General features: G+C 71.2%; 23 protein-coding genes. 12 read left to right on the forward strand and 11 right to left on the reverse strand.

Annotated features, from left to right (window positions below; translation table 11 throughout):
• The first annotated feature begins 52 nt into the window (after positions 1-52).
• From ACFO0C_RS36990 to ACFO0C_RS37000, 3 genes are all read left to right on the forward strand, one after another.
• Entirely contained in the window at positions 53-1,645 is a 1,593-nt protein-coding gene (locus ACFO0C_RS36990; protein ID WP_378071434.1) for an MFS transporter, read from the forward strand.
• Positions 1,642-2,742 (forward strand): aminopeptidase P family protein, encoded by a 1,101-nt coding sequence (locus ACFO0C_RS36995; protein ID WP_378071435.1) that lies wholly within the window; start codon positions 1,642-1,644, stop codon positions 2,740-2,742. Before ACFO0C_RS36990 ends, ACFO0C_RS36995 begins: the two co-directional genes overlap by 4 nt.
• Before the next feature lie 112 nt (positions 2,743-2,854).
• A complete protein-coding gene (locus ACFO0C_RS37000) occupies positions 2,855-4,102 on the forward strand; it encodes a threonine aldolase family protein (RefSeq protein ID WP_378071436.1) in 1,248 nt (415 codons plus the stop codon).
• A 260-nt stretch (positions 4,103-4,362) separates the two neighbouring features.
• Here ACFO0C_RS37000 and ACFO0C_RS37005 read toward each other — a convergent pair whose 3' ends face one another.
• Positions 4,363-4,953, reverse strand: coding sequence for a TetR/AcrR family transcriptional regulator (locus ACFO0C_RS37005; RefSeq protein ID WP_378071437.1), 591 nt, complete (start codon positions 4,951-4,953; stop codon positions 4,363-4,365).
• 50 nt (positions 4,954-5,003) lie between these two features.
• Between ACFO0C_RS37005 and ACFO0C_RS37010 the strand changes: the two genes are divergently transcribed.
• Positions 5,004-6,389: a Vgb family protein gene (locus ACFO0C_RS37010; RefSeq protein ID WP_378071438.1), complete on the forward strand. Its 1,386-nt coding sequence runs from the start codon at positions 5,004-5,006 to the stop codon at positions 6,387-6,389.
• Between the two features lie 262 nt (positions 6,390-6,651).
• On the opposite strand, the gene ACFO0C_RS37015 is transcribed toward ACFO0C_RS37010, so the two are convergent.
• Both ACFO0C_RS37015 and ACFO0C_RS37020 read right to left on the reverse strand, forming a co-directional pair.
• Positions 6,652-7,254, reverse strand: coding sequence for a HEAT repeat domain-containing protein (locus tag ACFO0C_RS37015; RefSeq protein ID WP_378071439.1), 603 nt, complete (start codon positions 7,252-7,254; stop codon positions 6,652-6,654).
• Between the two features lie 625 nt (positions 7,255-7,879).
• Entirely contained in the window at positions 7,880-8,746 is an 867-nt protein-coding gene (locus ACFO0C_RS37020) for an EamA family transporter (RefSeq protein WP_378071440.1), read from the reverse strand.
• Between the two features lie 71 nt (positions 8,747-8,817).
• On the opposite strand from ACFO0C_RS37020, the gene ACFO0C_RS37025 reads away from it, so the two are divergent.
• Complete coding sequence (locus tag ACFO0C_RS37025) at positions 8,818-9,672, forward strand: LysR family transcriptional regulator (protein ID WP_378071441.1); 855 nt, start codon at positions 8,818-8,820, stop codon at positions 9,670-9,672.
• On the opposite strand, the gene ACFO0C_RS37030 is transcribed toward ACFO0C_RS37025, so the two are convergent.
• Positions 9,641-10,930, reverse strand: coding sequence for a sensor histidine kinase (locus ACFO0C_RS37030; RefSeq protein ID WP_378071442.1), 1,290 nt, complete (start codon positions 10,928-10,930; stop codon positions 9,641-9,643). The genes ACFO0C_RS37025 and ACFO0C_RS37030 overlap by 32 nt on opposite strands.
• 62 nt (positions 10,931-10,992) lie before the next feature.
• On the opposite strand from ACFO0C_RS37030, the gene ACFO0C_RS37035 reads away from it, so the two are divergent.
• A complete protein-coding gene (locus ACFO0C_RS37035; protein WP_378071443.1) occupies positions 10,993-11,649 on the forward strand; it encodes a response regulator transcription factor in 657 nt (218 codons plus the stop codon).
• Here the strand turns inward: ACFO0C_RS37035 and ACFO0C_RS37040 are convergent.
• From ACFO0C_RS37040 to ACFO0C_RS37055, 4 genes are all read right to left on the reverse strand, one after another.
• Complete coding sequence (locus tag ACFO0C_RS37040; RefSeq protein ID WP_378071444.1) at positions 11,644-12,732, reverse strand: YncE family protein; 1,089 nt, start codon at positions 12,730-12,732, stop codon at positions 11,644-11,646. The two genes, ACFO0C_RS37035 and ACFO0C_RS37040, sit on opposite strands and share 6 nt — an antisense overlap.
• A gap of 123 nt (positions 12,733-12,855) precedes the next feature.
• Entirely contained in the window at positions 12,856-14,340 is a 1,485-nt protein-coding gene (locus tag ACFO0C_RS37045) for a cellulase family glycosylhydrolase (protein WP_378071445.1), read from the reverse strand.
• A gap of 110 nt (positions 14,341-14,450) precedes the next feature.
• Entirely contained in the window at positions 14,451-14,756 is a 306-nt protein-coding gene (locus ACFO0C_RS37050; protein ID WP_378071446.1) for a hypothetical protein, read from the reverse strand.
• A gap of 28 nt (positions 14,757-14,784) precedes the next feature.
• Positions 14,785-15,474, reverse strand: coding sequence for a hypothetical protein (locus ACFO0C_RS37055; RefSeq protein WP_378071447.1), 690 nt, complete (start codon positions 15,472-15,474; stop codon positions 14,785-14,787).
• 205 nt (positions 15,475-15,679) lie between these two features.
• Here ACFO0C_RS37055 and ACFO0C_RS37060 point away from each other — a divergent pair, with 205 nt between their 5' ends.
• The 4 genes from ACFO0C_RS37060 to ACFO0C_RS37075 are packed head-to-tail and all read left to right on the forward strand — an operon-like array spanning position 15,680 to position 18,505.
• The gene (locus tag ACFO0C_RS37060; protein ID WP_378071448.1) at positions 15,680-16,090 is read left to right on the forward strand and encodes a hypothetical protein; all 411 of its coding nucleotides are present in this window, start codon (positions 15,680-15,682) and stop codon (positions 16,088-16,090) included.
• Positions 16,091-16,104: 14 nt separating this feature from the next.
• The gene (locus tag ACFO0C_RS37065; RefSeq protein WP_378071449.1) at positions 16,105-17,142 is read left to right on the forward strand and encodes a hypothetical protein; all 1,038 of its coding nucleotides are present in this window, start codon (positions 16,105-16,107) and stop codon (positions 17,140-17,142) included.
• A 20-nt stretch (positions 17,143-17,162) separates the two neighbouring features.
• On the forward strand, positions 17,163-17,699 hold the full coding sequence (locus ACFO0C_RS37070) for a hypothetical protein (protein ID WP_378071450.1): 537 nt from the start codon (positions 17,163-17,165) through the stop codon (positions 17,697-17,699).
• A 26-nt stretch (positions 17,700-17,725) separates the two neighbouring features.
• Positions 17,726-18,505: a hypothetical protein gene (locus tag ACFO0C_RS37075; protein WP_378071451.1), complete on the forward strand. Its 780-nt coding sequence runs from the start codon at positions 17,726-17,728 to the stop codon at positions 18,503-18,505.
• 4 nt (positions 18,506-18,509) lie between these two features.
• Here ACFO0C_RS37075 and ACFO0C_RS37080 read toward each other — a convergent pair whose 3' ends face one another.
• On the reverse strand, positions 18,510-19,049 hold the full coding sequence (locus ACFO0C_RS37080; RefSeq protein ID WP_378071452.1) for a cysteine hydrolase family protein: 540 nt from the start codon (positions 19,047-19,049) through the stop codon (positions 18,510-18,512).
• Complete coding sequence (locus tag ACFO0C_RS37085) at positions 19,046-20,026, reverse strand: helix-turn-helix domain-containing protein (protein ID WP_378071453.1); 981 nt, start codon at positions 20,024-20,026, stop codon at positions 19,046-19,048. The genes ACFO0C_RS37080 and ACFO0C_RS37085 overlap by 4 nt, the downstream gene beginning before the upstream one ends.
• A 270-nt stretch (positions 20,027-20,296) precedes the next feature.
• Here ACFO0C_RS37085 and ACFO0C_RS37090 point away from each other — a divergent pair, with 270 nt between their 5' ends.
• Positions 20,297-20,848: a hypothetical protein gene (locus ACFO0C_RS37090; RefSeq protein WP_378071454.1), complete on the forward strand. Its 552-nt coding sequence runs from the start codon at positions 20,297-20,299 to the stop codon at positions 20,846-20,848.
• Here the strand turns inward: ACFO0C_RS37090 and ACFO0C_RS37095 are convergent.
• The gene (locus tag ACFO0C_RS37095; RefSeq protein WP_378071455.1) at positions 20,845-21,732 is read right to left on the reverse strand and encodes a LacI family DNA-binding transcriptional regulator; all 888 of its coding nucleotides are present in this window, start codon (positions 21,730-21,732) and stop codon (positions 20,845-20,847) included. The two genes, ACFO0C_RS37090 and ACFO0C_RS37095, sit on opposite strands and share 4 nt — an antisense overlap.
• 57 nt (positions 21,733-21,789) lie before the next feature.
• On the opposite strand from ACFO0C_RS37095, the gene ACFO0C_RS37100 reads away from it, so the two are divergent.
• Positions 21,790-22,806 carry a zinc-dependent alcohol dehydrogenase gene (locus ACFO0C_RS37100; protein ID WP_378071456.1) on the forward strand — a complete coding sequence of 339 codons (1,017 nt, stop codon included), beginning with the start codon at positions 21,790-21,792 and terminating at the stop codon, positions 22,804-22,806.
• The last annotated feature ends 24 nt before the right edge of the window (positions 22,807-22,830 follow it).

A 22,830-nucleotide genomic window follows, 5' to 3' on the forward strand; every position in this document is an offset into this window, starting at 1 on the left:
TCACCCCGAGCGGGTGATCCATCGGGGCGCCACGGCGGCGAGGCTGACCGGCGTGTCCCCGACAGAAGTGCAGTTGAAGAAGGCCGGACCGGGTGTGCTCCTGGCCGCCTGCATCTCGGCGCTCGTGGTCAACGCCAACACCTCGGCAGTCACCATCCTGCTCCCGGCGATCAGCGCCGACCTCGGCACGCCGGTCGACCAGCTGCAGTGGGCGGTGACCGGATACATGCTGGTCGGCGCGGCGGTCATCGTCACGTCCGGCGCGCTCGGCGACGTCTTCGGCCGCCGCCGGGTGTTCATCGGCGGCCTGCTGCTGTTCGTCGCCTCGTGCGCGCTGATCGCCCTGGCCGGCTCCGGAACCGGTGTCATCGCCGGCCGGATGATCCAGGGCGCGGCCGGCTCCACCATCCTGGCCTGCGGCATGAGCCTGCTGTCGGTGGCCTCGGCCGGAGCCGGGCAGATGAAGGCGATCACCATGTGGGGCGCCGCGTCGGCGGTCGGCGCGGCCGCCGGCCCCCTGATCGGTGGCCTCCTGGTCGACTCCACCGGATGGCAGGGCCTGTTCTGGATCGACGCCGCCATCGCCGCCGCCTGCATCCCGCTCACCATGTTCACCGTGGCCGAGTCCCGCGACGAGCAGCGGACCCGCTCGATCGACGTGCTCGGCACGATCCTCGTCGCCGTCGCGCTGGCCCCGCTCGTGCTGGCGCTCAGCGAGGGCAGTTCGTGGGGCTGGATCTCCGCACCGACGATCGGCTGCCTGCTGCTGGCCGTCGCCGGGGCCGTCGGTTTCGTGGCCGCCGAGAAACGGGCCGCCGCGCCACTGGTCGACCTGCGGCTGCTGCGCAACCGGGTACTGGTCGGCGCCACCATCGCGATCCTGCTCGTCGCCGGGGCCATCAACGCCCTGATGTACCTGCTCAGCCTTTACTTCCAGGATCCGGCGGCGTTCGGGATGACGCCGTTGGAGGCCGGGCTCGCCACCCTGCCCGCGGCGGCCGCGATGATCGCCATCACGCCGCTGATCACGCCGCTGGCCGTGAAGATCGGGGCGGGGCGGGCGGTCGCGCTCGGCTTCGGGCTGGCCACCCTGGCCAGCGCCGCACTGATCCTCGTTGACGCCGGATGGACCTACACGACGTTCGTGCTGCCGCTGATCGTGATCGCCGTCGGGCTCGGCCTGGCCAACGGCCCCGCCTCGTCGGCGTCGACCTCGGCGGTACCCGAGGACCAGGTCGGACAGGCGTCCGGCATCTCCAACATGGCCCGTTACGTGGGTGGATCGCTCGCCGTCGCGGCCGTGGCCACCGTGTCCACGGCGGTCACCGACGCCCGTACCGCCGAAGGGGCCTCCACCGCCGACGCCCTCGCCGCCGGCCTGGCCGGGGCCTCGATCCTGATGACCGTCATGTCGGCCGCCGGTGTGGCGCTTATCGTGTTGATGCGCCGCCACCAGGCCGCGCAACCGCATGCCGTGCACCTGGCCGCCGCCGCGGCCTCGACCAGCCACACCATCCCGACCCGGCCCGTTCCCACTCGGTCCGATCCCATCCGGTCCGGCCCCATCCGGTCCGTTCCCACCCGGCCCGTTCCCCCTCGGTCCGTTCCCACCCGGCCCGTTCCCCCAGAAGGAGACGAGCGATGACGGCCCATTTCCGACGCCGGATGGAACGCGCGGTCGCCCAGGCCGCCGACGCCGGACTGACCGGACTACTGATCACTCCCGGTCCCGATCTGATCTACTTCACCGGCTACCGGCCGACCGCGATCACCGAACGGATCACCATGCTGGTGCTCGACGCCGACCACGACCCGCACCTGATCGTGCCGGTGCTGGAACGGCCCGACGCCGTGAAGGCGGCCGGCGCCGGTGCGGTGACGATCACCGACTGGGCGGACGGCACCGACCCGTACGCGGCGGCCGCCGGGCTGCTCGACCCGAAAGGCCGCTACGCGGTCTCCGACAACGCGTGGGCCCTGCACCTGCTCGGCCTGCAGGAGGCGCTGCCCGGTTCGGCCTACACGTCGATGACCGGATCGCTGCCGATGCTCCGGGCGGTCAAGGACACCGACGAGGTGGACCGGCTCGCCGCTGCGGGTGCGGCCGCCGACGCGGCCTACGAACAGATCGTGGGGGTACGGTTCGCCGGCCGCACCGAACACCAGGTCGGCACCGACCTGGCCGCGTTGCTGGTCGCCCACGGGCATTCGCAGGTCGACTTCACCGTGGTCGGTTCGGGACCCAACGGCGCGAACCCGCACCACGAGATGGGCGAGCGGGTGATCGCCGACGGCGACATGGTGGTCCTCGACTTCGGCGGTCTCAAGGACGGCTACGGCTCCGACACCACCCGGACCGTGCACGTGGGCGAGCCGACCTCACTCGAACGCGAGGTTTTCGACGTCGTGCGCGAGGCCCAGCAGGCGGCCTTCGAAGCGGTGCGTCCCGGTGTGCCCTGCGAGGAGATCGACCGGGTGGCCCGGGACGTGATCACCCGGGCCGGGTACGGCGAATACTTCATCCACCGGACCGGGCACGGCATCGGGCTGACCACCCACGAACCGCCGTACCTGGTGGCGGGGGAGCGGCGTCCGCTCGTACCCGGGATGTGTTTCTCCATCGAACCTGGTATCTATCTTCCCGGCCGTTTCGGGGTCCGCATCGAGGACATCGTCACGGTGACCGCCGATGGTGGCCGCCGTCTCAACAACACCAGCCACGACCTGCACATCGTCGCCTGAGTGTCGGCTTTGTGAGGTAAGTCCCCAGCGGCAGGGAGCGCGTCTCGCGACAGGTATCACCCCGTCCCCACGGCGATCAGACCTGAGGGAGCGAGCAACGGGGGTTACCGGCATGTCTCTGGATCTGATCGACCTGCGCACCGACACGGCACGCGGCCCCAGCGGACCGGCGCTGCGTGCCATGACGGCCGGCGGGAACACCGCCACCGGGGATCTCGAGGAGTACTGCGCGGCCCTGTTCGGCAAGGAGTCGGCGCTGTTCATGCCGTCCGGGACGGTCAGCAACCAGGTGGCTCTGAAGGTTCTCGCCGGTCGTGGCCGGCCGGTGCTGTGCGACGCCGGCAACCATCTGGACGCTTTCGACGCCTCACCCGCCGCCGACCTCGGTGGGGTGACGATCAACGCGGTCGCCACGCCCGACGGTTTCCTCCGCCCGCCGGTGGCCGGCTCCGACGGGTTTCCCTCAACGTTGTCGGCCACCTCCGACGGGTTCCCCTCGTCGCCGGCGGCCTCCGCTGGGCTGTTTCGGTCGTCGCCGGCGACGACCGATCGGTTCTCGTGGCCGCCGGCGGCCACGCCTGGCGGGTTCCACCGGTCGTCGGCCGGGGCGCCGGTCGGCCTGATCTGGACCGAGAACACGGTGAGTGCCCGCGGCGGCCGGATCTACCCGCTGGAACTGCTCGCCGACCTCCATCGGTGGGGTACCCGCCACGGCGGCGCCGTCTATCTGGACGGGGCACGCATCATGCACGCGGTCGCGGCCACCGGCATCGCACCGGCCGCATGGGGCGCCACCAGCGACGCCATGGCGCTGTCCGTCACCGAGGGCCTCGGCGCACCGATGGGATCGGTGCTGCTGGGCACGGCGGAGTTCATCACCGCCGCCCGCCGCCACCGCCGGTGGTACGGCGGATCGCTGCGCCAGCGGGGCCCGTTCGCCGCGGCCGCCCTGTGGGCGCTGCTCAACAACAGCGCCCGCCTCGCCGACGACCACGCCAGCGCCCGGTTGTTCGCCGCGGTCCTCGCCGAATCGCCGCTGTTCACGGTCACCCCGCCGGACACGAACATCGTTCTCCTCGACGTCGCCGGCGTCGGCTGCCCACCCGCCGAGTTCGTGGCGCGCGCCGCGGACGCCGGTGTGCGGGTGCTGGCCCGCCGCGGCAGTGCGGTGCGGGCCGTCTTCGACCATCGGACGTCCGCACGGCAGGCCCGCCGCGCGGCGGAACGCCTGATCACCGTGGCGCGGCAGCTGAAACCGGTCCGGCCCACCACGCCGGCCCGGCTCCGCTGGTGGTACCGGATCGATCCGCCGCACCCGGTCACCGTCACTTCCCAGATGCACAGCCGAACCTGGGCGTAGGCCCGGCTCGTCGGACCTTTACCGTGGCCGGCCTTGCCTCCAGCAGTTCCGTCGCCCGCCTTCGCGGCACCACACGGGCCGCGGTTCCCATGTGGTCGCGGTTCCCATGTGGTCGCGGTTTCCGTGTGGTCGCGGTTTCCGTGTGGTCGCGGTTTCTGAATGGTGTGAGGGCCGCACCTCGGCTTCCGGATACGGCGAGGGTCGAGTGCCGTCCGGGAATGAGGTCACGCGCAAGCAGCCCGCCGACCGGTGACCGTGGTTCAGGTGGCGGCCGCGGTGCCGACGCGGGCGTACCTCTCGGCGATGTCCTCGGAGACGGGGGAGCGCATCAGGGTCAGCTCGTAGAAGATCGGCGCGCAGGAGGCGATGAGTACGGTCCGGGAGTCCGCCCCGGAGGTGGCCTCGCCGCGTTCGACGGCGCGCTCGATGACCACAGCCGCGCTCGTGTAGCGGTCCTCCCAGAACATCCGCAACGCGTGGGCGGCCGCGGGTGAGCGGAACGATGCGGTGATCAGCGCCCGCGTGATCGACGGTTCCTCGGTCAGGGCGGCGACGATCTGATGATTGATTTCGGTCAGATCGCCGAGCAGGGAACCGGTGTCCGGCGGTCGCCACCGCTGCTCGCGAGCAGCGTCGAGGGAATCGGCGAGGAGGCTGCCGGTGTCGCGCCAGCGCCGGTAGACGGTAGTGCGGTGCACCCCCGAGCGGGTTGCGACAGCGTCCACGGTCAGGGCGTCGAAACCACCCTCCAGCAGCAGCGATGCGACGGCGTCGAGGACTCGCTCGCGAGTGCGTGCGGTCCGACCGCCGGGGCGTGCGGCACCGGGGGGTGCTTGCGGGATCGACTCCATGCTATTAATGCTACACGTGTAGCGTTAGTGCGGAATGGAGGTGGTGGGGCATGACCGAGGTGACTCTCCCTGACGGATGGGCGCCCTACGCGGTGACCGGTGATGCCACCGGCACGCTGTGGACGACGATTCTCGACCCGCCGGGGCTTGCGCGTGTGACGCCCGGCGACGTCCAGCGCGAGCCCTTCGACGCCCGGCCGGAGTCCGTCGGCGTCCAGCGGGAGTCCGTCGGCGCCCGGCCGGAGTCCGTCGGTGTCCAGCGGGAGTCCGTCGGCGCCCGGCCGGAGTCCGTCGGCGCCCGGCGGGAGTCCGTGAATGTCGGGCGGGAGGCTGTGGATGTCGCACGGGAGGCTGTGGATGTTGCGCGCGAGGTGTTCGAGGTCAGGCGCGAGGCGTTCGACGGCCGCCCGATGCTCCTGGCCGTCACCGACGATGGTGCGCTTTGGTGCACCCGCAGCGACGACCGGCTGGTCCGGAGGGATGTCACCGGCGAGTATGTGGTGATCGAACTCCCGGCTGGGTCGGCGCCTTACGGCATCGTGGCGATCCCGGGTGGTGGCGTCTGGTTCACCGCGCCCGGCCTGAACCAGGTCGGCCACTCGACCGTGACGGGCGACCTCACCATGATCGACCTGCCGGTGCCGGACGCAAGGGCCGCGATGATCACCGTGGACGCCGCCGGTGATGCCTGGGTCGCGCTGAACGGAGCCGGCGCGCTCGCCCGCATCTCCGCCGCTGCGGCTCCCGATGGTCGTACCATCGCCGGCGAGTCCGTGAAGATCATCGAGCTGCCGGGTGGCAGGGCGACGCCCGCCCCGGTCGGTGTCGCCGCCTCGGTCGCCGGTGTCTGGTATGCGGACATTGCCGGCGGCTGTGTCGGCCTCGTCGATCGTTCCGGAGCGGTGCGGCAGTTCGCCTTCACCGACCCCGGGTGCCGTCCACACGCTGTCGCCGCCGACCCCGACGGCGACTGCTGGGTAACGCTGTGGGGTTCCGGCGAACTGGCCCGGGTCACAGCCGACGGTGACATCGCCCTCCACGCGCTGCCGGGCCGGGAGCCTCATGGCCTCTGGGTCTCCACCACGGCGGAGCCCGGCGTTCCCGACTCGCCCGTGACCGGCGTGCTGTCCGAGTCGGATGCCTCGTCCGTTCCAGCCGCTTCGTCCGTTCCAGCCGCTTCGCCCGTTCCAGCCGCTTCGTCCGTTCCTACGGCTTCATCCGCTCGGGCCGCTTCGTCCGTTCCTACGTCTTCGTCCGTTCCAGCCGCTTCGTCCGTTCCTACGGCTTCATCTGCTCGGGCCGCTTCATCCGCTCCTGCGGCTTCATGCGGCTGGGCCGCCTCGCCCGTCTGTGTCGCTTCGTCCGGTCGGACCCTGGTTTGGGTAGCGATGGAGAGCGGCTCGCTGGTAGCGGTCGACCCGAACAAGGTCGTATAAGATCCCGGCCGCTGGGATGTAGGACGGTTTCGGGATCGCGCGTGGAAGGTCGCCGAAAGCGGCGTAGCGTGCGGGTGCGAGGACCGCAGCCGGCTGAGCCACATGGTCGTCAGCTCGGAAGGCGGCCGAAATAGGCTGCGTCGCGCGGGCGGGAACCTGTCGCAAGATTCGGGCCTTGAGCGAGGCGGCAACGGATGAACGGCGGGCCGGGGGCACGTGATGGGCTAGTGCCTCCGGCAACTCTCCGGATTCGGGGCGGGCGTCAGGCCTGAGCTCCGGTCAGGATTCGGATGGCGCGGTCGGTCGCTCGGCGGACTCGTTCGACCGGGTCGCCACGCATATCGGCCAGTGTGGGGAGAGCGTCGCCGACCTGGTGTTTCGCTATGGTCTTGGCGGCCATCTCGCGGACCCGCCACGACTCGTCGTGCAATGCCGCGATCGTGGCCGGAGCTGCGCTGTCGTCCCACACCCACAGCAGACCGCGAAGTCCCCAGACCCGCAGCCAGTAGCTGTCTCCGCGGGCCGTCCCGGCCGGGAGCCGGTCCGCAACCGTCTCGTCTGGGAACCGGTCACCGGCTGGTTCGCCCGGGAAGCGGCCTGTGGCTGGTTCGCCCGGGAAGCGGCCTGTGGCTGGTTCGCCCGGGAAGCGGCCTGTGGCTGGTTCGCCCGGGAAGCGGCCTGTGGCTGGTTCGCCCAGGAAACGGCCTGCGGCCGGCCCGCCCAGCGCCATGATCAGGGCCGGGTCGGCGGTGTCGCCTTCGACGAGACGAATGCACCCGGCGACCACGGCGGCGGTTCCCCGCCGGCCGCACTCCGCCTCGATGCTGTCACGTGGCCGGACACCCCAGTGGGAAGGCGGCGTCATCGGCTGGACTCCGATGGGTTCGGTCGACGCGGGGCTGACCTCACTCGGTGGTCTCCGAGGACTCCGGCCGAAGCGGGGGCCGGAGACCCGGTCCGGACACACGGCCTCTGATCGGAATTACGACGCCGTCCGGTTCCGGCTTTGCGGAAGCCGGCAGGTCGATCGGCTCGAGGGGCTCGGTGATGGGCACCATGGCGTGGCCTTTCCGGTAGAGCCGTCAACAGCGACGGGAAAGGGACGAGCAGCGAACGTCATGTTTCCGAGACTTGTCGGCGGCGAACGGGCCGCGGCGATCTGGTCAGGGTCGTGGGCGGTAAGACGCGGTCGGCGGAATGGTGATCCGATCGTGGCAGGCGGTGGGCGAAGCGGGCGGTGGGCGAAGCGGGCAGTGAGACATGGGCAGTGACGCAGAAGCTGTCACGCCGCAATCATGCCTCGCGCGTATGACACTTTCGGGCCCCCGGAAACCGGGTGGTCGGCGGGCTTCGGAAACCGGGTGGTCGGCGGGCTTCGGAAACCGGGTGGTCGGCGGGCTTCGGAAACCGGGTGGTCGGCGGGCTTCGGAAACCGGGCGATCAACGGGCTTCGGAAACCGGGTGGTCGGTGGGCCCCCGGAGCCGGGCGATCAGCGGGTCCCGGCCGGGACGGCGTCGGCGACGGGGGCGCGGGACGGGGTGGAGACGGCTCCTGCGCTGGCCACGATCACGAGGGCGACGGCGACCAGTTCGAGGGGTGACAGCCTCTGGCCGAGGACGACGAATCCCGCCAGCACCGCCACCGCCGGGCCCAGGCTCATCAGGACCGCGAACGTCGACGTCGGGAGGCGGCGCAGGGCGAGCAGCTCCATCGTGTACGGCAGCATCGACGACATCAGCGCCACCACCGCGCCGAGTCCGACGGTCGCCGGGTCGAGCAGGGCGGCTCCGGCGTCGGCGATCCCGAACGGCAGGGTGATGACGGCGGCCACGGCCAGGGCCAGGGCGAGCCCGTCGGCCTTGGGGAACCGTTGTCCGGTCCGCGCGCTGAACACGATGTACCCGGCCCACATCACGCCGGCGCCGAGAGCGAATCCGGCTCCGGCCAGGTTGAGCCGGTCGAATCCCTGATAGCCGAGCAGTACCACTCCGGCGAGCGCGAGCGCCGCCCACAGCCAGCTGGACCGGCGCCGGGCGGTGACGACGGCGAGGGTGAGTGGCCCGAGCACTTCGAGGGTGACCGCCGGGCCGAGCGGGATCCGGTCGATGGCCTGGTAGAACAGCCCGTTCATGCCGCCCATGGCGACGCCGAACCCGGCGACGGCCAGCCAGTCCCCGCGTCGGTGGCCGCGCAGCCGGGGACGGCACACGATCAGCAGCGCGATCGCCGCGATGACCAGCCGTAACGCGACGACTCCGGCGGCGCCGGCGCGGGGGAAGAGCAGCGCCGCCACGGCCGATCCGAACTGTACGGACAGGGCCGCGCCGAGGACGAGTCCCGTACCCACCGAAGTCACGTGCCCGACGCTAACGGCGCGGGTGGCCGTACCGGAAATGCGGTTTTGAACTTTGGTTATGCTCTCCGGTTATGACCGTGGACCTGCGTCACCTGCGGGCCTTCCTGGCGATCGCGGCGGAGGGTGGCATCACTCGCGCGGCGGCGCGGCTGCACGTCACGCAGCCCGCCCTGTCGCGGACGTTGCGGCAGCTGGAGACCCATCTCGGTGTGACGCTGGCGGACCGTTCCACGCATCATCTGGAGCTGACGCCGGCGGGTGTGGCGTTCCGGGATCGGGCGGCTGCCGCCGTCGCCGCGGTCGATGAGGTTCTCGATCCGGCGCGGGCCGGCACGTGGCCGCTGCGGCTGGGTCATGCCTGGTCGGCGCTGGGGGAGCACACCGGCGCGTTGTTGCGGGCGTGGGACGAGGCCTATCCGGACGTGCCGTTGCGGCTGCTGCGGATCGACGACCGCACCGCCGGGCTGTCCGACGGGCGGACCGACGCGGCGGTGCTGCGCGACCCGGGGGAGATCGCCGGTGTGCACACCGAGTGCCTGCTCAGCGAGGCCCGGCTGGCGGCGGTCCCGGCCGACGGCGACCTGGCCCGGCGCCCGCGCCTGACCCTGGCCGACCTGACGGTCCTGCCGATCGCGATCAACACGGTGACCGGTACGACGAGCCTGGACCTGTGGCCACCGCACGCCGCACCGCCCGCGACGGTGGAGGTGGCGAACACCGACGACTGGCTGGCCGCGATCACCGCCGGACGAGCGGCCGGGGTGACGAGTGTCGCCACGGCCGCGATGTATCCGCATCCGGCGGTCGCCTACGTGCCCCTGACCGACGCCCCGCCGTTGCATCTGCACGTGGCGTGGCGGCTGCCGCCCACCCATCCGGCGGTTCCGGCCCTGGTCAGACTCCTGCGTGCGCTGCTGGCAGGGTGACCGTCGCGTCGAGGCCGGTCGGTGTGGCCGCGTCGAGCCGGATCCGCCCGCCGCTGGCCGCGGCGAGTTTGTCGACCAGTGCCAGCCCGAGCCCGGTCCCGCCCTTGGGTGCGTCGGGTGCCCGCCAGAACGCCTGGAGCGCCTGACCGCGCTGTTCGCCGGTGAGGCCGGGTCCCGCGTCGACGACGTGCAGGTCCACCGTGTCGCCGTCGTCCTGCCAGGTCACGGTCACGATGCTGCCGGCCGGCGCGACGGTGAGCGCGTTGTCGAGCAGGTTGTCGAGGATCTGTTCGAGTGAGCCGGGGACGGCCCGGGCGACGGCGCTGTCGGGGCCGTCGGCGACGAGGGTGGCTCCGCGTTCGTCGGCGACCGGGCGCCAGACGGCGAGCCGGTCCCGGACGAGGGCGGCGACCGGCGCCGGTTCGGGTGGCAGGGCACGATGTTCGGTACGCGTCATCGCCAGCAGGGTGTCGACCATGCCGGCGAGCCGATCGGTCTCGACGACGGCGGCCCGTAGGTTGTTGCCGGCCTCCGCGGCGACGTCCGGTTCCAGGTTCTCCAGTCGTAGCCGCAGCGCGGTCAGCGGGGTTTTGAGCTGATGCGACGCGTGCGCGAGGAACGATCGTTGCGCGGCGATCAGCTCCTGCAGCCGGGCCGCGGTGGTGTTGAACGTGACGGCGAGCCGCCGCAGCTCCGGCGGCCCGTTGGTGGTGGAGGCGGGGGTGGCGGCGCCGTCGGCGAGGCTGCGGGTGGCGCGTTCCAGGTCGCGGACCGGCCGCCCGATCCAGCGGGCCAGGGCCAGCGCGATGAGGGCGCTGCACATCAGCACCGCGATGCCGACGCCGACCAGCACGATCCGGAACTGGCTGATGCTCGCGGTCACCGACGAACTGGAGACGGTGACACGCAGGGTGCCCTGCAACGGTTCGCCGGGGTGCACCGGGACTTCGACCGACATGGTTCCGCCGCTGATCTCGCTGACCACCAGCGTGTGGCGGGGGCTGTCGCCGGTCATCTCGATCCGGGCGTCCCAGCGGCGGGCGGCGTCCCGGACCAGGGTCTCGACCTGGGTGTCGTCGTCGATCTGCTGGGCGGTGTCGATGAACGCGGCGAGCGTCTCGGCGTCGTGTTCGAGCTGGGTGAGTGCGTGCTGCTGTTCGGCGCGCTGGTAGACGTACCCGAACGGCAGCGCGAGGCCGGCCAGCACCACGAGGGCCAGGGTGAGGTATGTCAGCAGCAGACGACGGATCACGGGCATCGCTACGTTCGACCAGGCCGTTCGGGTTCAACCATGAGGCGCGCCGCTCCGTATCCGTGGGTATGCGAGTGCTGCTGGTGGAGGACGACGAGTCGATTGCCGAGCCGTTGGCCGAGGGCCTGAGCCGGTACGGGATCACGACGAGCCGGGTCGTGACGGGTGCCGCGGCGCTGGCCGCCGAGCCGGGCGACTTCGTGCTGCTGGATCTGGGCCTGCCGGACATCGACGGTATCGACGTGTGTCGGCGGATGCGGCAGGTCAGCGACGTGCCGATCATCATGTTGACGGCCCGTGGCGACGAGACCGACCGGGTGCTGGGCCTGGAGATCGGCGCCGACGACTACATGGCAAAGCCGTTCTCGACGCGGGAGCTGGTGGCCCGGATGCGCGCGATCGGCCGCCGCACCCGCCCGGCCCCGGAACCGGCGGCGCCCGCCCTGGGCCCGCTGACCGTCGACGACCGCACCAAGCAGGCCTGGCTGCACGGCGAGCTGCTGCCGCTGACGCCGAAGGAGTTCCAGCTGCTGGCGCTGCTCGCCGCCGACCCGGGCGCGGTGGTGGACCGCCGCCGCATCCTGGAGACGGTGTGGGAGCCGAACTTCTTCGGCCGAGGGAAGACCCTCGACTTCCACGTGGCGACGCTGCGCCGCAAACTCGGCGACCCGGCGTGGATCGAGAACCGGCGCGGCGTCGGGTTCCGGCTGGTGGTGCCGTCATAGCGGACGGGCGGTGAGCAGTCCGTCGCGGTGCCCGGTGAGCAGCCACGGCCGGTGCTCGCCCTCGATCTCGGCCGCCGCGTCCGGGCACGACGGCAGGCCCCGCACCGGTCCGTGGTAGGCGGCGGTCGCGTAGTCGTGCCGGTCCATCGTGCCGTCCGAGCAGGTGAACACCCCGGCGCCGGCGATCACCGCGTGTCCGGCGGCCGCCGTGCCCGGCGACGACCAGCGCGCCACCACACCCTCACCGGGCACGATCTCCTTCAGGCCGCCCTCACCGGCCAGATAGACGCGCCCATCCCGCGCCCACATCCGCTCCGGACGTTCGCCCTGCTCCCACACCCACGCGACGACGCCGTCGGTCCCGGTCACCGAGACGCTCCCGCGATGCGTCGCGACGACCCTTTCACCCCTGCTGTGGTACGCCACCACGCGCGCCGTGGTCCCGAGGATGTCGCGGAACCGTCCCGTGCGGGCGTCGAGCTCGACGGCCCCGGCACCGGTGGCCACCAGCACCCGCTCGCCGGGACCGTCGACGGCCAGCCCCGACGCGGTGCCGGGCAGTGGCATGCTCCAGCACAGCCGGCCGACCGTGTCGATCCGGAACACCCGCCCGCCGGCGGTGGCCGCGACCACCCCGCCGGGGACGGCCGCCAGATGCCGTACCTCCCCGAAGCCCGGTGTGTGATGGTCCTGGACCGTCAGGGTCCACCCGATGTCCCGGCGCAGCCGCACCACACCGACCCCGGCATCGGTCGCCACCCATGCGGTCGCCCGGTCGTCGAAGTCCATCGTGATGTCCCGGACGGTCCGGCAGGTGATCCGGGCCGTCACCGCACGCCCCGGATGGGCGGGCGGCGGAGTCTCCGGCACCCGCAGGCCGTCGTCGAGGATGCCGGTGACCTCCCCGGTCGCCGCGTCCACCGAGGCCGTGCACAGCCAGGTGCCGCGCACGAACTGCACCAGATGCACCTGGCGGCCGAACTCGTACGCGATCCGCACACCGGCCATCCGGCCGCCGCCGGCCTCCCGTAGTGCCAGGTCCACCGCCCGGCCGGTCCCGATCGCCGTCGCCGTCTCCCGCATCGCCCACCTCTTCTCGCCGTTGTTCACAGCGGAAGACGGGTGCGGCGGATGATGCGGATTCCTGCCCGGCCGGACTCTGACCGGGCCCTGGCCGTTTTCTATACCTTCAGGACGAACCCCGGCTCAGGAGACGGCGACGTCGTCGAACCAGACCGTGCCGCGGTTGTCGCCCGATTTCAGGTGCAGTTGGACACCGGCGGCGCCGGGCGGGGCCACCGTCTCGACGGCCAGTTTCGTCCAGGAGGTGGTGCCATTGGGCAGCCGGTTCGAGCTGTGCTGGCTGATCCACCGGCCGTTGGCGTCGAACCAGCTCAGCGTGATCTCGGTGATACCGGTCGCGGACGCGCCACGGGCGTACGCCTCGGCCCGCCACCGGTGACCGGCCTGCACCGGGGTGATCGGAGAGGTGACCAGCGACGGCAGCCCCGCCGGGGTGCGGGTGGTGCCGGAGAACCGGGCGGCCGCCTTCCCGGTGCGGGCCGTGCCGGTGGCGACCGTGCCACCGCCGGCCCGGGGCAGGTTCCGCCGCCACGGCGAGTCCGGGAGGTCGGCTTCGAAACTCAGGTTCAGCACCGAGTTCGGGGTGGCCCCGGTGGTCCACGCGTCGCGGACGACACCGGCCGCCGCCTTCGGCGACCCGTCGATGTGGTGCAGGCCGAACTTGTACTGGGCCGGCTTCTCCGACACCGCCGAGTGGTCCGGGATCGCCCCGGAGATGAAGTCGGTGAACGTCCACGGCGAGACCGAGCCGACCCCGGCCTCCCGGGCCGCCCGGAACACCCGGGCCAGGAATGCGGCCTGCTCGCCCTCACTGTCGGCGGCGGTGCTCAGACCGGTCTCGCCGATCACGATCGGGGACGGCGCGACAGCGGCCTGCGCCTTGCGGATCTCCGCGAGCGCCCGCTCGGAACTGCCGTAGAAATGGAAGTCGTAGTAGTCCAGCGGCGTGCCGGCCAGCGCTTTCTTGATCTTCGCCATGCCGGGGGCGCCGGTCTGGCCGTCGACCGACAGGGTCAGCGGCATCGACGGAGCGGCCGCACGGACCACCGGGATCAGCTTGCGCACCCAGTTCACGGCCCCGGCGTCGTCCGGCTGGAACTCGTTCTTCAGCTCGACCGCGATCACGCGGGGATCGTTGGCGTACGGCGCGAGCACCGACCGGGCCCAGTTGGTGCTCCGGGCGATCTCGGAGTAGCCGTCCCACCAGTCGAACAGGGTCAGCTTGACCGTCATCCCGTTCTTCGCGGCCAAGCCGATGAAGGTGCTGAGGCGCTCGGCGTACCCACTCAGGGGTTTGGGGTAACCGAAAGCCTGCGGGAAGACGATGACCCGCACGTTGTCCGCGCCGAGCTTGGCCGCCTTGGCCAGGTCCGCGTCGATCCGCTTGGCGTCGAAGTCGGTCCACATCGACGACCAGGCGGCGTTCGACGGGTAGTAGTTGAGGCTCTTCGCCACGCGCACCGCCGCGAGCCGGCCCGCGAGGGTCGGCAGGGCCGCCGCCGACACCCCGGTCCGGGAGTCGGCCGCGGCCGGCACCACGGTCGAGGACACCACGCCGAGGGTGAGCGCGGACGCCAGGACGGCCGCGCGGAGACGAGCGCTGCGCATTTCTGTGTAGGCCTCTCTCGCGGATGCGGAATGGCCTACTGATCGGCGTCCGGTCACCCGGAGGGCAGGACTCGCCCGGGGGCGGAGGCGTTGCGGTTCGGTCGCCGGGACTATGCCCCGGTGGCCATCCGGATGAGTGCGTTGCCACCCAGGAGCAGGACGTCCGCGCCGGCGACGAACGCCATGCTCCTCTTCAGCAACTGCTCGGCGACCTCCGGCTCGGCGGCACCGAAACCACGCACGGCGAGGATGATCGCGCACAGCACCAGCGGGATCCCGCCGACCAGCAGCAACCCGACCTGCCACGGTGTGTCGCCGCCGGCCACCAGCAGGGACACCAGGACTGCCGGCAGGATGCCGAAGAAGAGGATGGCCAGGACGGCGTACCAGCGCAGGGGTCTGATCGGGTTGCTCACGGCGCAGATCGTAGCGGGGCACCCGGCGTCACTCGCCGTCGCCGCACTCCGGGGTCACCGTCACCTGGGCGTCGCGGACCATCCGGGCCGCGGCGATCTCCGGTGGCGTCCAGGTGTCGTAGGAGCGGGCCGGCCGGGGCGTCAGCGAGCGGTCGGTCGCCTCCCAGCGTTTGCCGCCGACGACGAAGTCCATCCGCGCGGTGTGCCAGAAGCCGAGGTCGCCGAACCGCATCGACCGGCCGACCCGCTGCCAGGCGTCGTAGAGGTGGCCCCGCTGCACCCAGACCTTCATCTCGGTGCAGGGCGGGATCATCCGGATGTAGACCTGCGGTGCGAAGGAGTTCTCGCCGCCCTCCTGCAGCAGCACCACGTCGGTCACCGGCTTGGCCGACATGTTGCGGACCATGGTGAGGGTGACGCGTTCCCGCGGGTCCGCGATCTTCGGATAGGTGGCGGCCTCCCAGTAGGTCACCTCGGCGGCGTGGCGCTGTTCGGTCCGCTCCAGGGCGCGTGCGTTCAGTTTCAGCTGGTCCCGCATCAGATCCTGCTGGTCGTGATAGGTCAGGAAGGCGAGACCGAGCAGCAGGACGTTCGCGCCCGTCTGGATCATCTGGACGGTGGTGTCCCGCCGTCGCGGGGACTGCGGCGGCCGGACGGTGACGGCGGTCCGGCGAACGACACGGGTCCGGATCTTCTGCTCCGGCGACTTGTACAACACGACCGAAGAATGCGACTTCACCCGAAATTTCCGGATGTTTAACACGCCGTTGTCGCCCGCTAGGGGTCTGTCCATCGGCGCGCGGACACCCCTTCGCGCCACGCCGTCTCACCATGTGCGGATTCCCGACACCGCATCGAACCCGATCCGCATCGAAGAGCGTTGCTAGTTTCGTAGTCCGGCGACGCGGGGGAGCTGATCGAGCATGGGTGATGAGATGCAGGGGGTCGTGTTCGGGGGGCCGCTCGAACGGCTGCGCCAAGCTGCCCGGATCGACCTGCCGCGCCTGGCCGACGAGTATGCCCAGATCCGCAACGCCTGCGAGACCACTGCGAGCTACGACGAGACGCTCGACCGGCCCGGCTACTTCGGGCCGCCGACTCTCAAGGGAAGCTGGACGCAACTGCGTGACGTCGTGTGGGCCGCCGCCGGCGAGACCGGGGAGAACCTGTGGGAGTTGTCCCAAGGGCTCGAGTCCGCGCTCAACCGATTCGCGTACGAGGATGCCGTCGCCGCCGCCGAGATGCTGGACGTCCGTCACCGGGTGCAGGGCGATCACTCTCCCGCCAATGACGAGTGGACGGTCGGCTACGACGGCGGGTCCTACCCGAGATAGCAGGAGGTCCCACGGTGCCGGAGTTCCCGCAGAGTCTCGAACTCGCGATCAGCAGTCTCGTCAACACGCTCGTTCACCGGATCATGACCCGCGACGGTGACACCGACGCTCTGGAGGAGTTCGTCCAGGTCACCGGGATCCCGTACGTCAGCGACGTCACCGTCCGGAACTATGCAGGCGAGAAGGCCAAGGAGATCTGGGGTCCTTACATGGAGCTTCCGGTCCCGTCGTCGTTCGACCCGGCGATCGAGGCGCTCGCCAGTGCCCATCACCGGCTCACCAACACCGGGGTCACCAGTCTCGAGGACGCCGAGGCGTTCAGCCTCGGTGCTCTGATCCCGGACTTCATGACGGATTTCCGCACCAACCAGGCCGGGTGGCGTGGCGCGACCATCGACGCCGTCCGCAGCGGATATCTCGACCGGTGGGGCGGCATGGTGTTCCTCCAGGCCAATACCATCGCGTTGCTCTGGCTGGTCCTGCGGGGCTACCAGGAACAGGTCAGGCAGGCGCAGAACGACGTAGTCAAGCTGGTCGGCCTTGCGGAGGAGGTGATCGCCGCCTACGACCCGTCGTCGATGTGCGGATCGACCGACAGCAAGAACCTCACTTTCAACATCGCCATCGGTGTGCTGGGCGTCCTGTCCGCCGGTGCGGGCGCCGCCGGAATGGCCGTCACCTCGGTCGTTGCCGCCGTCGGAACGGCCGGCCTCGGAGTCGGCAAGGACATGTACGAACCGGATGCTCCCCGGGACTCGGACATCGGGGGTGACAGCGTCGCCGCGATCTGGCAGAGCATTCTCGACGCTACCGAGGGGCTGCGCCGGCAATTCGAGGCGTCGGAGCGAGAACTGCACGACATCGTTGACAGCTTCCACAGCAGGGTGGTGAATGGTGCCGTCCTTCTCGGAAAGGCCGGCGGTGGCGGGCGGGTCAGCGTTCCGGCGCTGGAGGCGTTCCGATCGAAGCGGTTGGGCGTGGACACCACGAGCCTCGAACGACCCTTCATGGGCTCCGCGAACCCTGATCCGGCGCATTCCCCGGACTACTGATGTACATCGGAGGTGACCGGATGGGCGCCATCGCCGATGACCTCGGGGCGATAGCAGTCACGGCGACCTCACCCGACGGGCGTATAGAGGGGCGGGTGGAGTCGCTGGAGCACGTCACGCTCTGTTTCGTTCACGACAGTTACGAGGGCTACTATCGCCATCGTGACGCCGAGGCGCTGGCACATCAACTGGGCCGAGGGGCGACATTGATGGCTGCGACCTATCAGAAGGCCCGGCGGGCGGTCATGCTCGCCCACGGTTTCGAGCGATACAGCACCGTGCGGCCACCGTTTTCGTCCCGGCACCGTGAGTACCTCGAGCGGGCCGCGAAGCTGATCGCACATGGCAGCTCGCCGGGCGGGGAGATCCGGGTGACAGCGGTCGCCCTCACCGACTACGTCGTGAGTATCGCGCCTGACACGTTGGATGGCCGGGATGAGCGGATGTTCCTTCAGATTGCTCATGCCGCGATGTCGGACCTGCGAGCCGACCATCGGCGGGCGCATGCGGCACTGCGGCACGAGCTGTTCCTGAAACACAAGGACAGGCAACGGTGAGCGGCTCGCGATCTTCACGGAGGTGCATGCTTGCCGTGGTGCTCGGTGCGATCCTGACCGCTGGTGCGGCCGCCGGTTGCACCGGGCGATCCGACGACAGCGTTCCGCCATCACCCTCGCCGAGCGCCGACCCGTCGCTGCTGCATGATGACATCACTGACGGGGTCGCGGTCGAGGACCGGGGCTTCTCGACCTATTCGGTGCCTGGCGCCAGCGCCACCGAACGTGTCGTCGGCGCGGCGGCCGTGTTCCGTAACAAGACGGACCGGCCCATGAAGATCCACGTTCAGTACCGTTTCGTCGATTCCGGCGGCCGGGGATGGCGTTCCAGCGAGCGGGACGACTGGGCTTCGGTGTTCAGCGCGGGATGGGCATACCTGCCACCGGGCCAGGTCGTCGAGTTGGGGGACGGCGAACAGTTCACGGCCGAGGAGGCTGCCCGAGTTGCGGGGATCGTGCTGTACGTCTACGGCGAGCCGACCACGCCGTCGGTGCTGTTGCGCGCAAGGATCGACAAGTTGCTGCTCCGGCCTGGCGTGAACGGCGACTGGGATTACGTGTCTTTCGATGTGGACCACAGCCTGGCCCGCCTGAGCGGGCCGAGTTATGTCATGGTGTTCCGCTCTCCCGACGGGCGACTGATCGGCGGGTGGTTCGTCGACCGCGCCCACTGGGTGGACATCGAGAAGTCGCTGCCACCGGGCGAGACCGATGAATACCGTCGCGGAACCAGCCGGCACACACTGCCCACTCTGCTACCGCCTGACGCCCAGCCCGCCGATGTGACCATGTACCTGTGGCCGTGACCGCCTACCGCCGGAGCCAGTCGGCGACGGTGAGGACGTCGGCCTGTGCCGGGAAGACCTTCTCGGTGAGGACCTCGTGGATCTGCGGGTCGTTGTCGAGGCAGGCGTCGGACAGGACCGTCAGGCGGTAATCGAGGTCGGCCGCCTGACGGAGCGTGGACAGGACCACTCCGCTGGTCGCAATCCCGGTCAGGATCAGGTGGTCGATGCGCTGGGCGCGCAGCAGCATGTCCAGGTCGCTGCCGGCGAACGCGGACACCCGGCGCTTCGTGACCACCGGCTCGGCGGGGAGCGGGGCCACCGACGGGTGGAACTCGGTGCCGGTCGCCGGCAGGTCGCGGCCGGCCAGGCCACCGAACATGCGGTTGGCCGGGTCGACCTCCGGCGCGCCGGCACGGAAGCCGACACCGACGAAGACGACCGGCAGCGACGCGGCGCGGGCGGCGTCGACGGCGGTGCGCAGACGCGGCAGATATCCGGGGTCCGGATAACGGGCTACCACAGCGGGCTGGACATCCATGACCAGCAGGGCGGTACGGCTCAACGGTGCTCCTTCTCTGACGGGGCGGCGGACTCGGCGGAGGCGGCGGGCTCGGCGGAAGCGGCGGGCTCGGCGGAGGCGGCGGGCTCGGCGGAAGCGGCGGGCTCGGCGGAAGCGGCGGATTTGGCGGAGGCGGCGGGCTCGGGGGAGGTGGCGGACCAGTTCGCGAGGAACTGGAGGGCGGCGGCGGACGGGGAGCCGGGGTCGGCGACTCCGGCGAACAGGCGCAGCCCCGGATGCGACAGCAGGGTCATCGCCTCGAAGTCCACTGTCAGCGGCCCGGCCACGGGGTGGCGGAACTGCTTGCGGCCGCTCCGGCGATGGCGTACGTCGTACAGCTGCCAGAGGGACCGGAACGTGCCGCTGACCGTGAGCAACTCGCTGACCAGAAGGGAAAGCCCCTCGTTGTGCGGGTTGCGGCCGGTCGCCGTGCGCAGCACCGCGACGGCGTCGTGCGTCATCTCCTCCCACTCGGGGAAGAAGTCGCGGGCGCCCGGGTCGCAGAACAGGTACCGCGCCTGGTTGACCGGCTGGTGCGGGCCGTCGAAGAGCGGCGCGAACAGTGCCCGGCCCAGGCCGTTGGCGGCGAGGACGTCGAGCCGGTCGTTCCCGACGTACGCCGGAGTGCCCGTCATCGCGTCGAGCAGCAATCGCACGCCGGGCCGCAGCGCCCGGGTGTCGCGGGGCGCCCGGGCGCGGGTGTTCGCGGCGTGGACCAGGTCGAGCAGGTGCTCCCGTTCGGCGTCGTCGAGGTGCAGGGCCCGGGCCACGGCGGTGAGCACGTCGTCGGAGTAGCCGCGGGCGTTGCCGCGTTCGAGACGGGTGTAGTACTCGACGCTCACCCCGGCCAGCTGGGCGACCTCCTCGCGGCGCAGACCGGCGACGCGGCGCTCACCGTGCCGGGGGAGTCCGGCCTGCTCGGGGGAGATCCGGGCGCGCCGGGACAGCAGGAAGTCGCGGATCTCGTCTCTGACACTCACCGGCCGACGATAGAACGCCCTGGTCAGCGACTGGGAGGAACTGTTGCTGCCTGGCAGGGGGAGGGGTGCCCGCCCCGCACGGGGATTCGGGGCGGACCTGCTCAGCATCCTCCCGTCCGGCCGCGTGAACGGGTAGGCACACGGTGCGTTTTCGCTGGCCGAACAGGTGATGACCGTCTCCGGGAAGGCGGGGTGGCCCGGCCGGACAGCGACTGGCAACAACCCTTTCGTGGAATCGACGACGTTCAGTCACGGCGAGAGGGTGATCCGGTGACCAACTTCGGACTGCTCTCGCTCCATGACCAGCCGCCGTCCAAGCGGCCGGCCGGGTGGAAGCTGTTCGGTGGGGTCACCGCGGCGGTGCTGGCCCTGTGCTGCGGTGGTTTCCTCGGGCTGGGGCTGCTCGTCGACGAACCCGGCACCAACCGGGCGGCGGCGACCGCGTCCGAGGAGGCCGGGAATCCCGCGCTGCCGGTCGTCCGGGGGACCTCGGTGACCACCGAGATCACCTCGTCACCCAAAGCGGGGGCAGTGGTGACGCCGTCTTCCGCGCCGCCATCGGCCAGCCCGGTGCCGACCCGGACCACCACGAAACCGGCACCGCTGAAGACCACGTCGAAGCCCGCGCCGAAACCGGTCGTCCCGAAGACGTCGACGCCGAAGACGCCCACGCCCACGTCCGATCCGACCCGGCTGGGGATCACCCCGGGCGCCTTCTGCAGCCCGGAAGGTGCCTACGGCATCGGCAGGAAGAACGGCCGCCTGTATCGGTGCCGCTCGGTCGACGGCGACCAGGCGCGCTGGAAGCGGGTCCGCTCCTAGGCAGTGGCCCGCACGACGACGGTCGACGGTGCCGGGGGAGTGTCGTCGGTGGGCAGCCCCAGGACTGCCCGCGCGGCCCGCCGGCCGTACCCGGCGGCGTCGATCCGCACCGTGGTCAGTGCGGGGCGCCACCACTCGCCGTACCCCAGGTCGTCGAAGCCGATCACCGCGAGGTCGCCCGGCGCGCTGAGCCCCCGGTCGGCCATCGCGCTGAGCAGCGCGAGTGCCACCCCGTCGTCGAACGCGGCTACAGCGGTGACCTCCCCGGGCCGGTCCAGATCGAACGGCGACACCGCCGCGAGACCCCGCGTGGCGGCCACCGCCCGGGCCTGCTCCAGCCGCAACCGCCCGATCCGCTCGAGCCGCGGATCGGCCGGCGGGGCGAACCCGATGCGGGTGTGACCCGCCGCGGCGAGGTGGTCGATCTGTGTGGCCGTGTGCGCGGCCAGCCCGTCGATCCACCCGCCGTCGAACCGGCCGGGATCAGGCGTCGCATAGAGCAGCGCCAGGTCGATGACGGCCCGCGGGTCGGCGGTCTGCACCGCCCGACGCAGCGACGCCGCGTCGGTGGGCCCGTGCCGCACGAGCAGGGTGTGCCCGTGCTCGGTGAGCTCGCCGTCGAGCCCGTCGATGAAGCTGCGCAGGCTCCCGGCGACGGGAAGCTGCCCGGCGTTGAGCAGCACGAGCCGCGAGTTGCCCTCCCGCAGGGCCCGGGCGCTGCCGTGCGGCACGTAGCCGAGCTCGGCCGCGGCCCGCCGGACCCGCTCCTGCGTGGCGGGCGGGATGGTCTGCCCGGTCACCCGGTTGAGGACGAAACTCGCGGTGGTCGGCGAGACCCCGCTGGCGGCGGCGACGTCTTTCAGGGTCACTCGGGTACGCGGCACGACATCCCCCTTCCGCCCGATACCCTACCGCTCCACTAATTCGATTTAGTGCAGCTCATGAAAACAGTGATGGTCACCGCTCCGGGCCAGACCACGATCGTCGACGCGCCCGTCCCCGAGGTCGGCCCGGCCGACGTCCTGGTGCGCATGCGAGCCTGCGGCATCTGCGGCTCCGACAGCCTGTACATCTCGGTCGGCGGCATCCCGCCCCGGCAGGGCGCCACCCCGCTCGGTCACGAGCCGGCCGGTGAGATCGCCGCCGTCGGTGCCGACGTGACCGGACTCGACGTCGGCGACCACGTGGTGATCAACCCGATGGCGTCCTCCGACGGGATCATCGGCAGTGGCGGCGAGCAGGGCGGGCTCTCCGAGTTCGTGCTGATCCGGGACGCGCGGGTCGGCACCCACCTGGTGACGGTGCCGAAGCACATCCCGTTCGAGGTGGCCGCCCTCAACGAGCCGATGGCCGTGGCCACCCACGCCGTCAACCGTCTCGAACCGCGGCCGGGCCAGACCGCCGTCGTGTTCGGCGCGGGCCCGATCGGGCTGGGCGCGGCGATCGGCCTGAAACTGCGCGGAGCCGCCCACGTGGTGGTCGTCGACGTGGTCCCGAACCGGCTGGCCAAGGCGCTGCTGGTGGGCGCCGACGCGGTGATCAACTCGGCGGAGGAGGACGTCGCGGCCCGGCTGCTGGAGCTGCACGGCGAGGCGCCCCGCTATTTCGGGCGGTACGGCAAGCCGGCCACCGACCTCTACCTGGACGCGGCCGGCGCGCCCGCGGTGATCGAGACGGTCCTGGCGACGGCCCGGCACGGTGCGCGGCTCAGCATCGTGGCGGTGCACAAGAAGCCGGTCGCCGTCGACTTCGGGTCGCTGCTGACCAGCGAGCTCACGATCGCTCTCGCGATGGGCTACCCGACGGAGATCTTCGAGGTGACCAGGGATCTCGTCGAGCACTGGGAGAGGTACGCCCTGATCGTCAGCGACGTGCTGCCGTACGCCGAGGTGGAAAGGGCGTTGACCCTCGCCGCCACACCGGGGGCCGCCGACAAGGTGGTCGTCACCCTCCCCTGAGCCCTCTCCGAGGTCCGGGTGGGG

Origin of the sequence: Actinoplanes subglobosus (genome assembly GCF_042650585.1) — a bacterium.
Lineage (GTDB): Bacteria > Actinomycetota > Actinomycetes > Mycobacteriales > Micromonosporaceae > Actinoplanes > Actinoplanes subglobosus.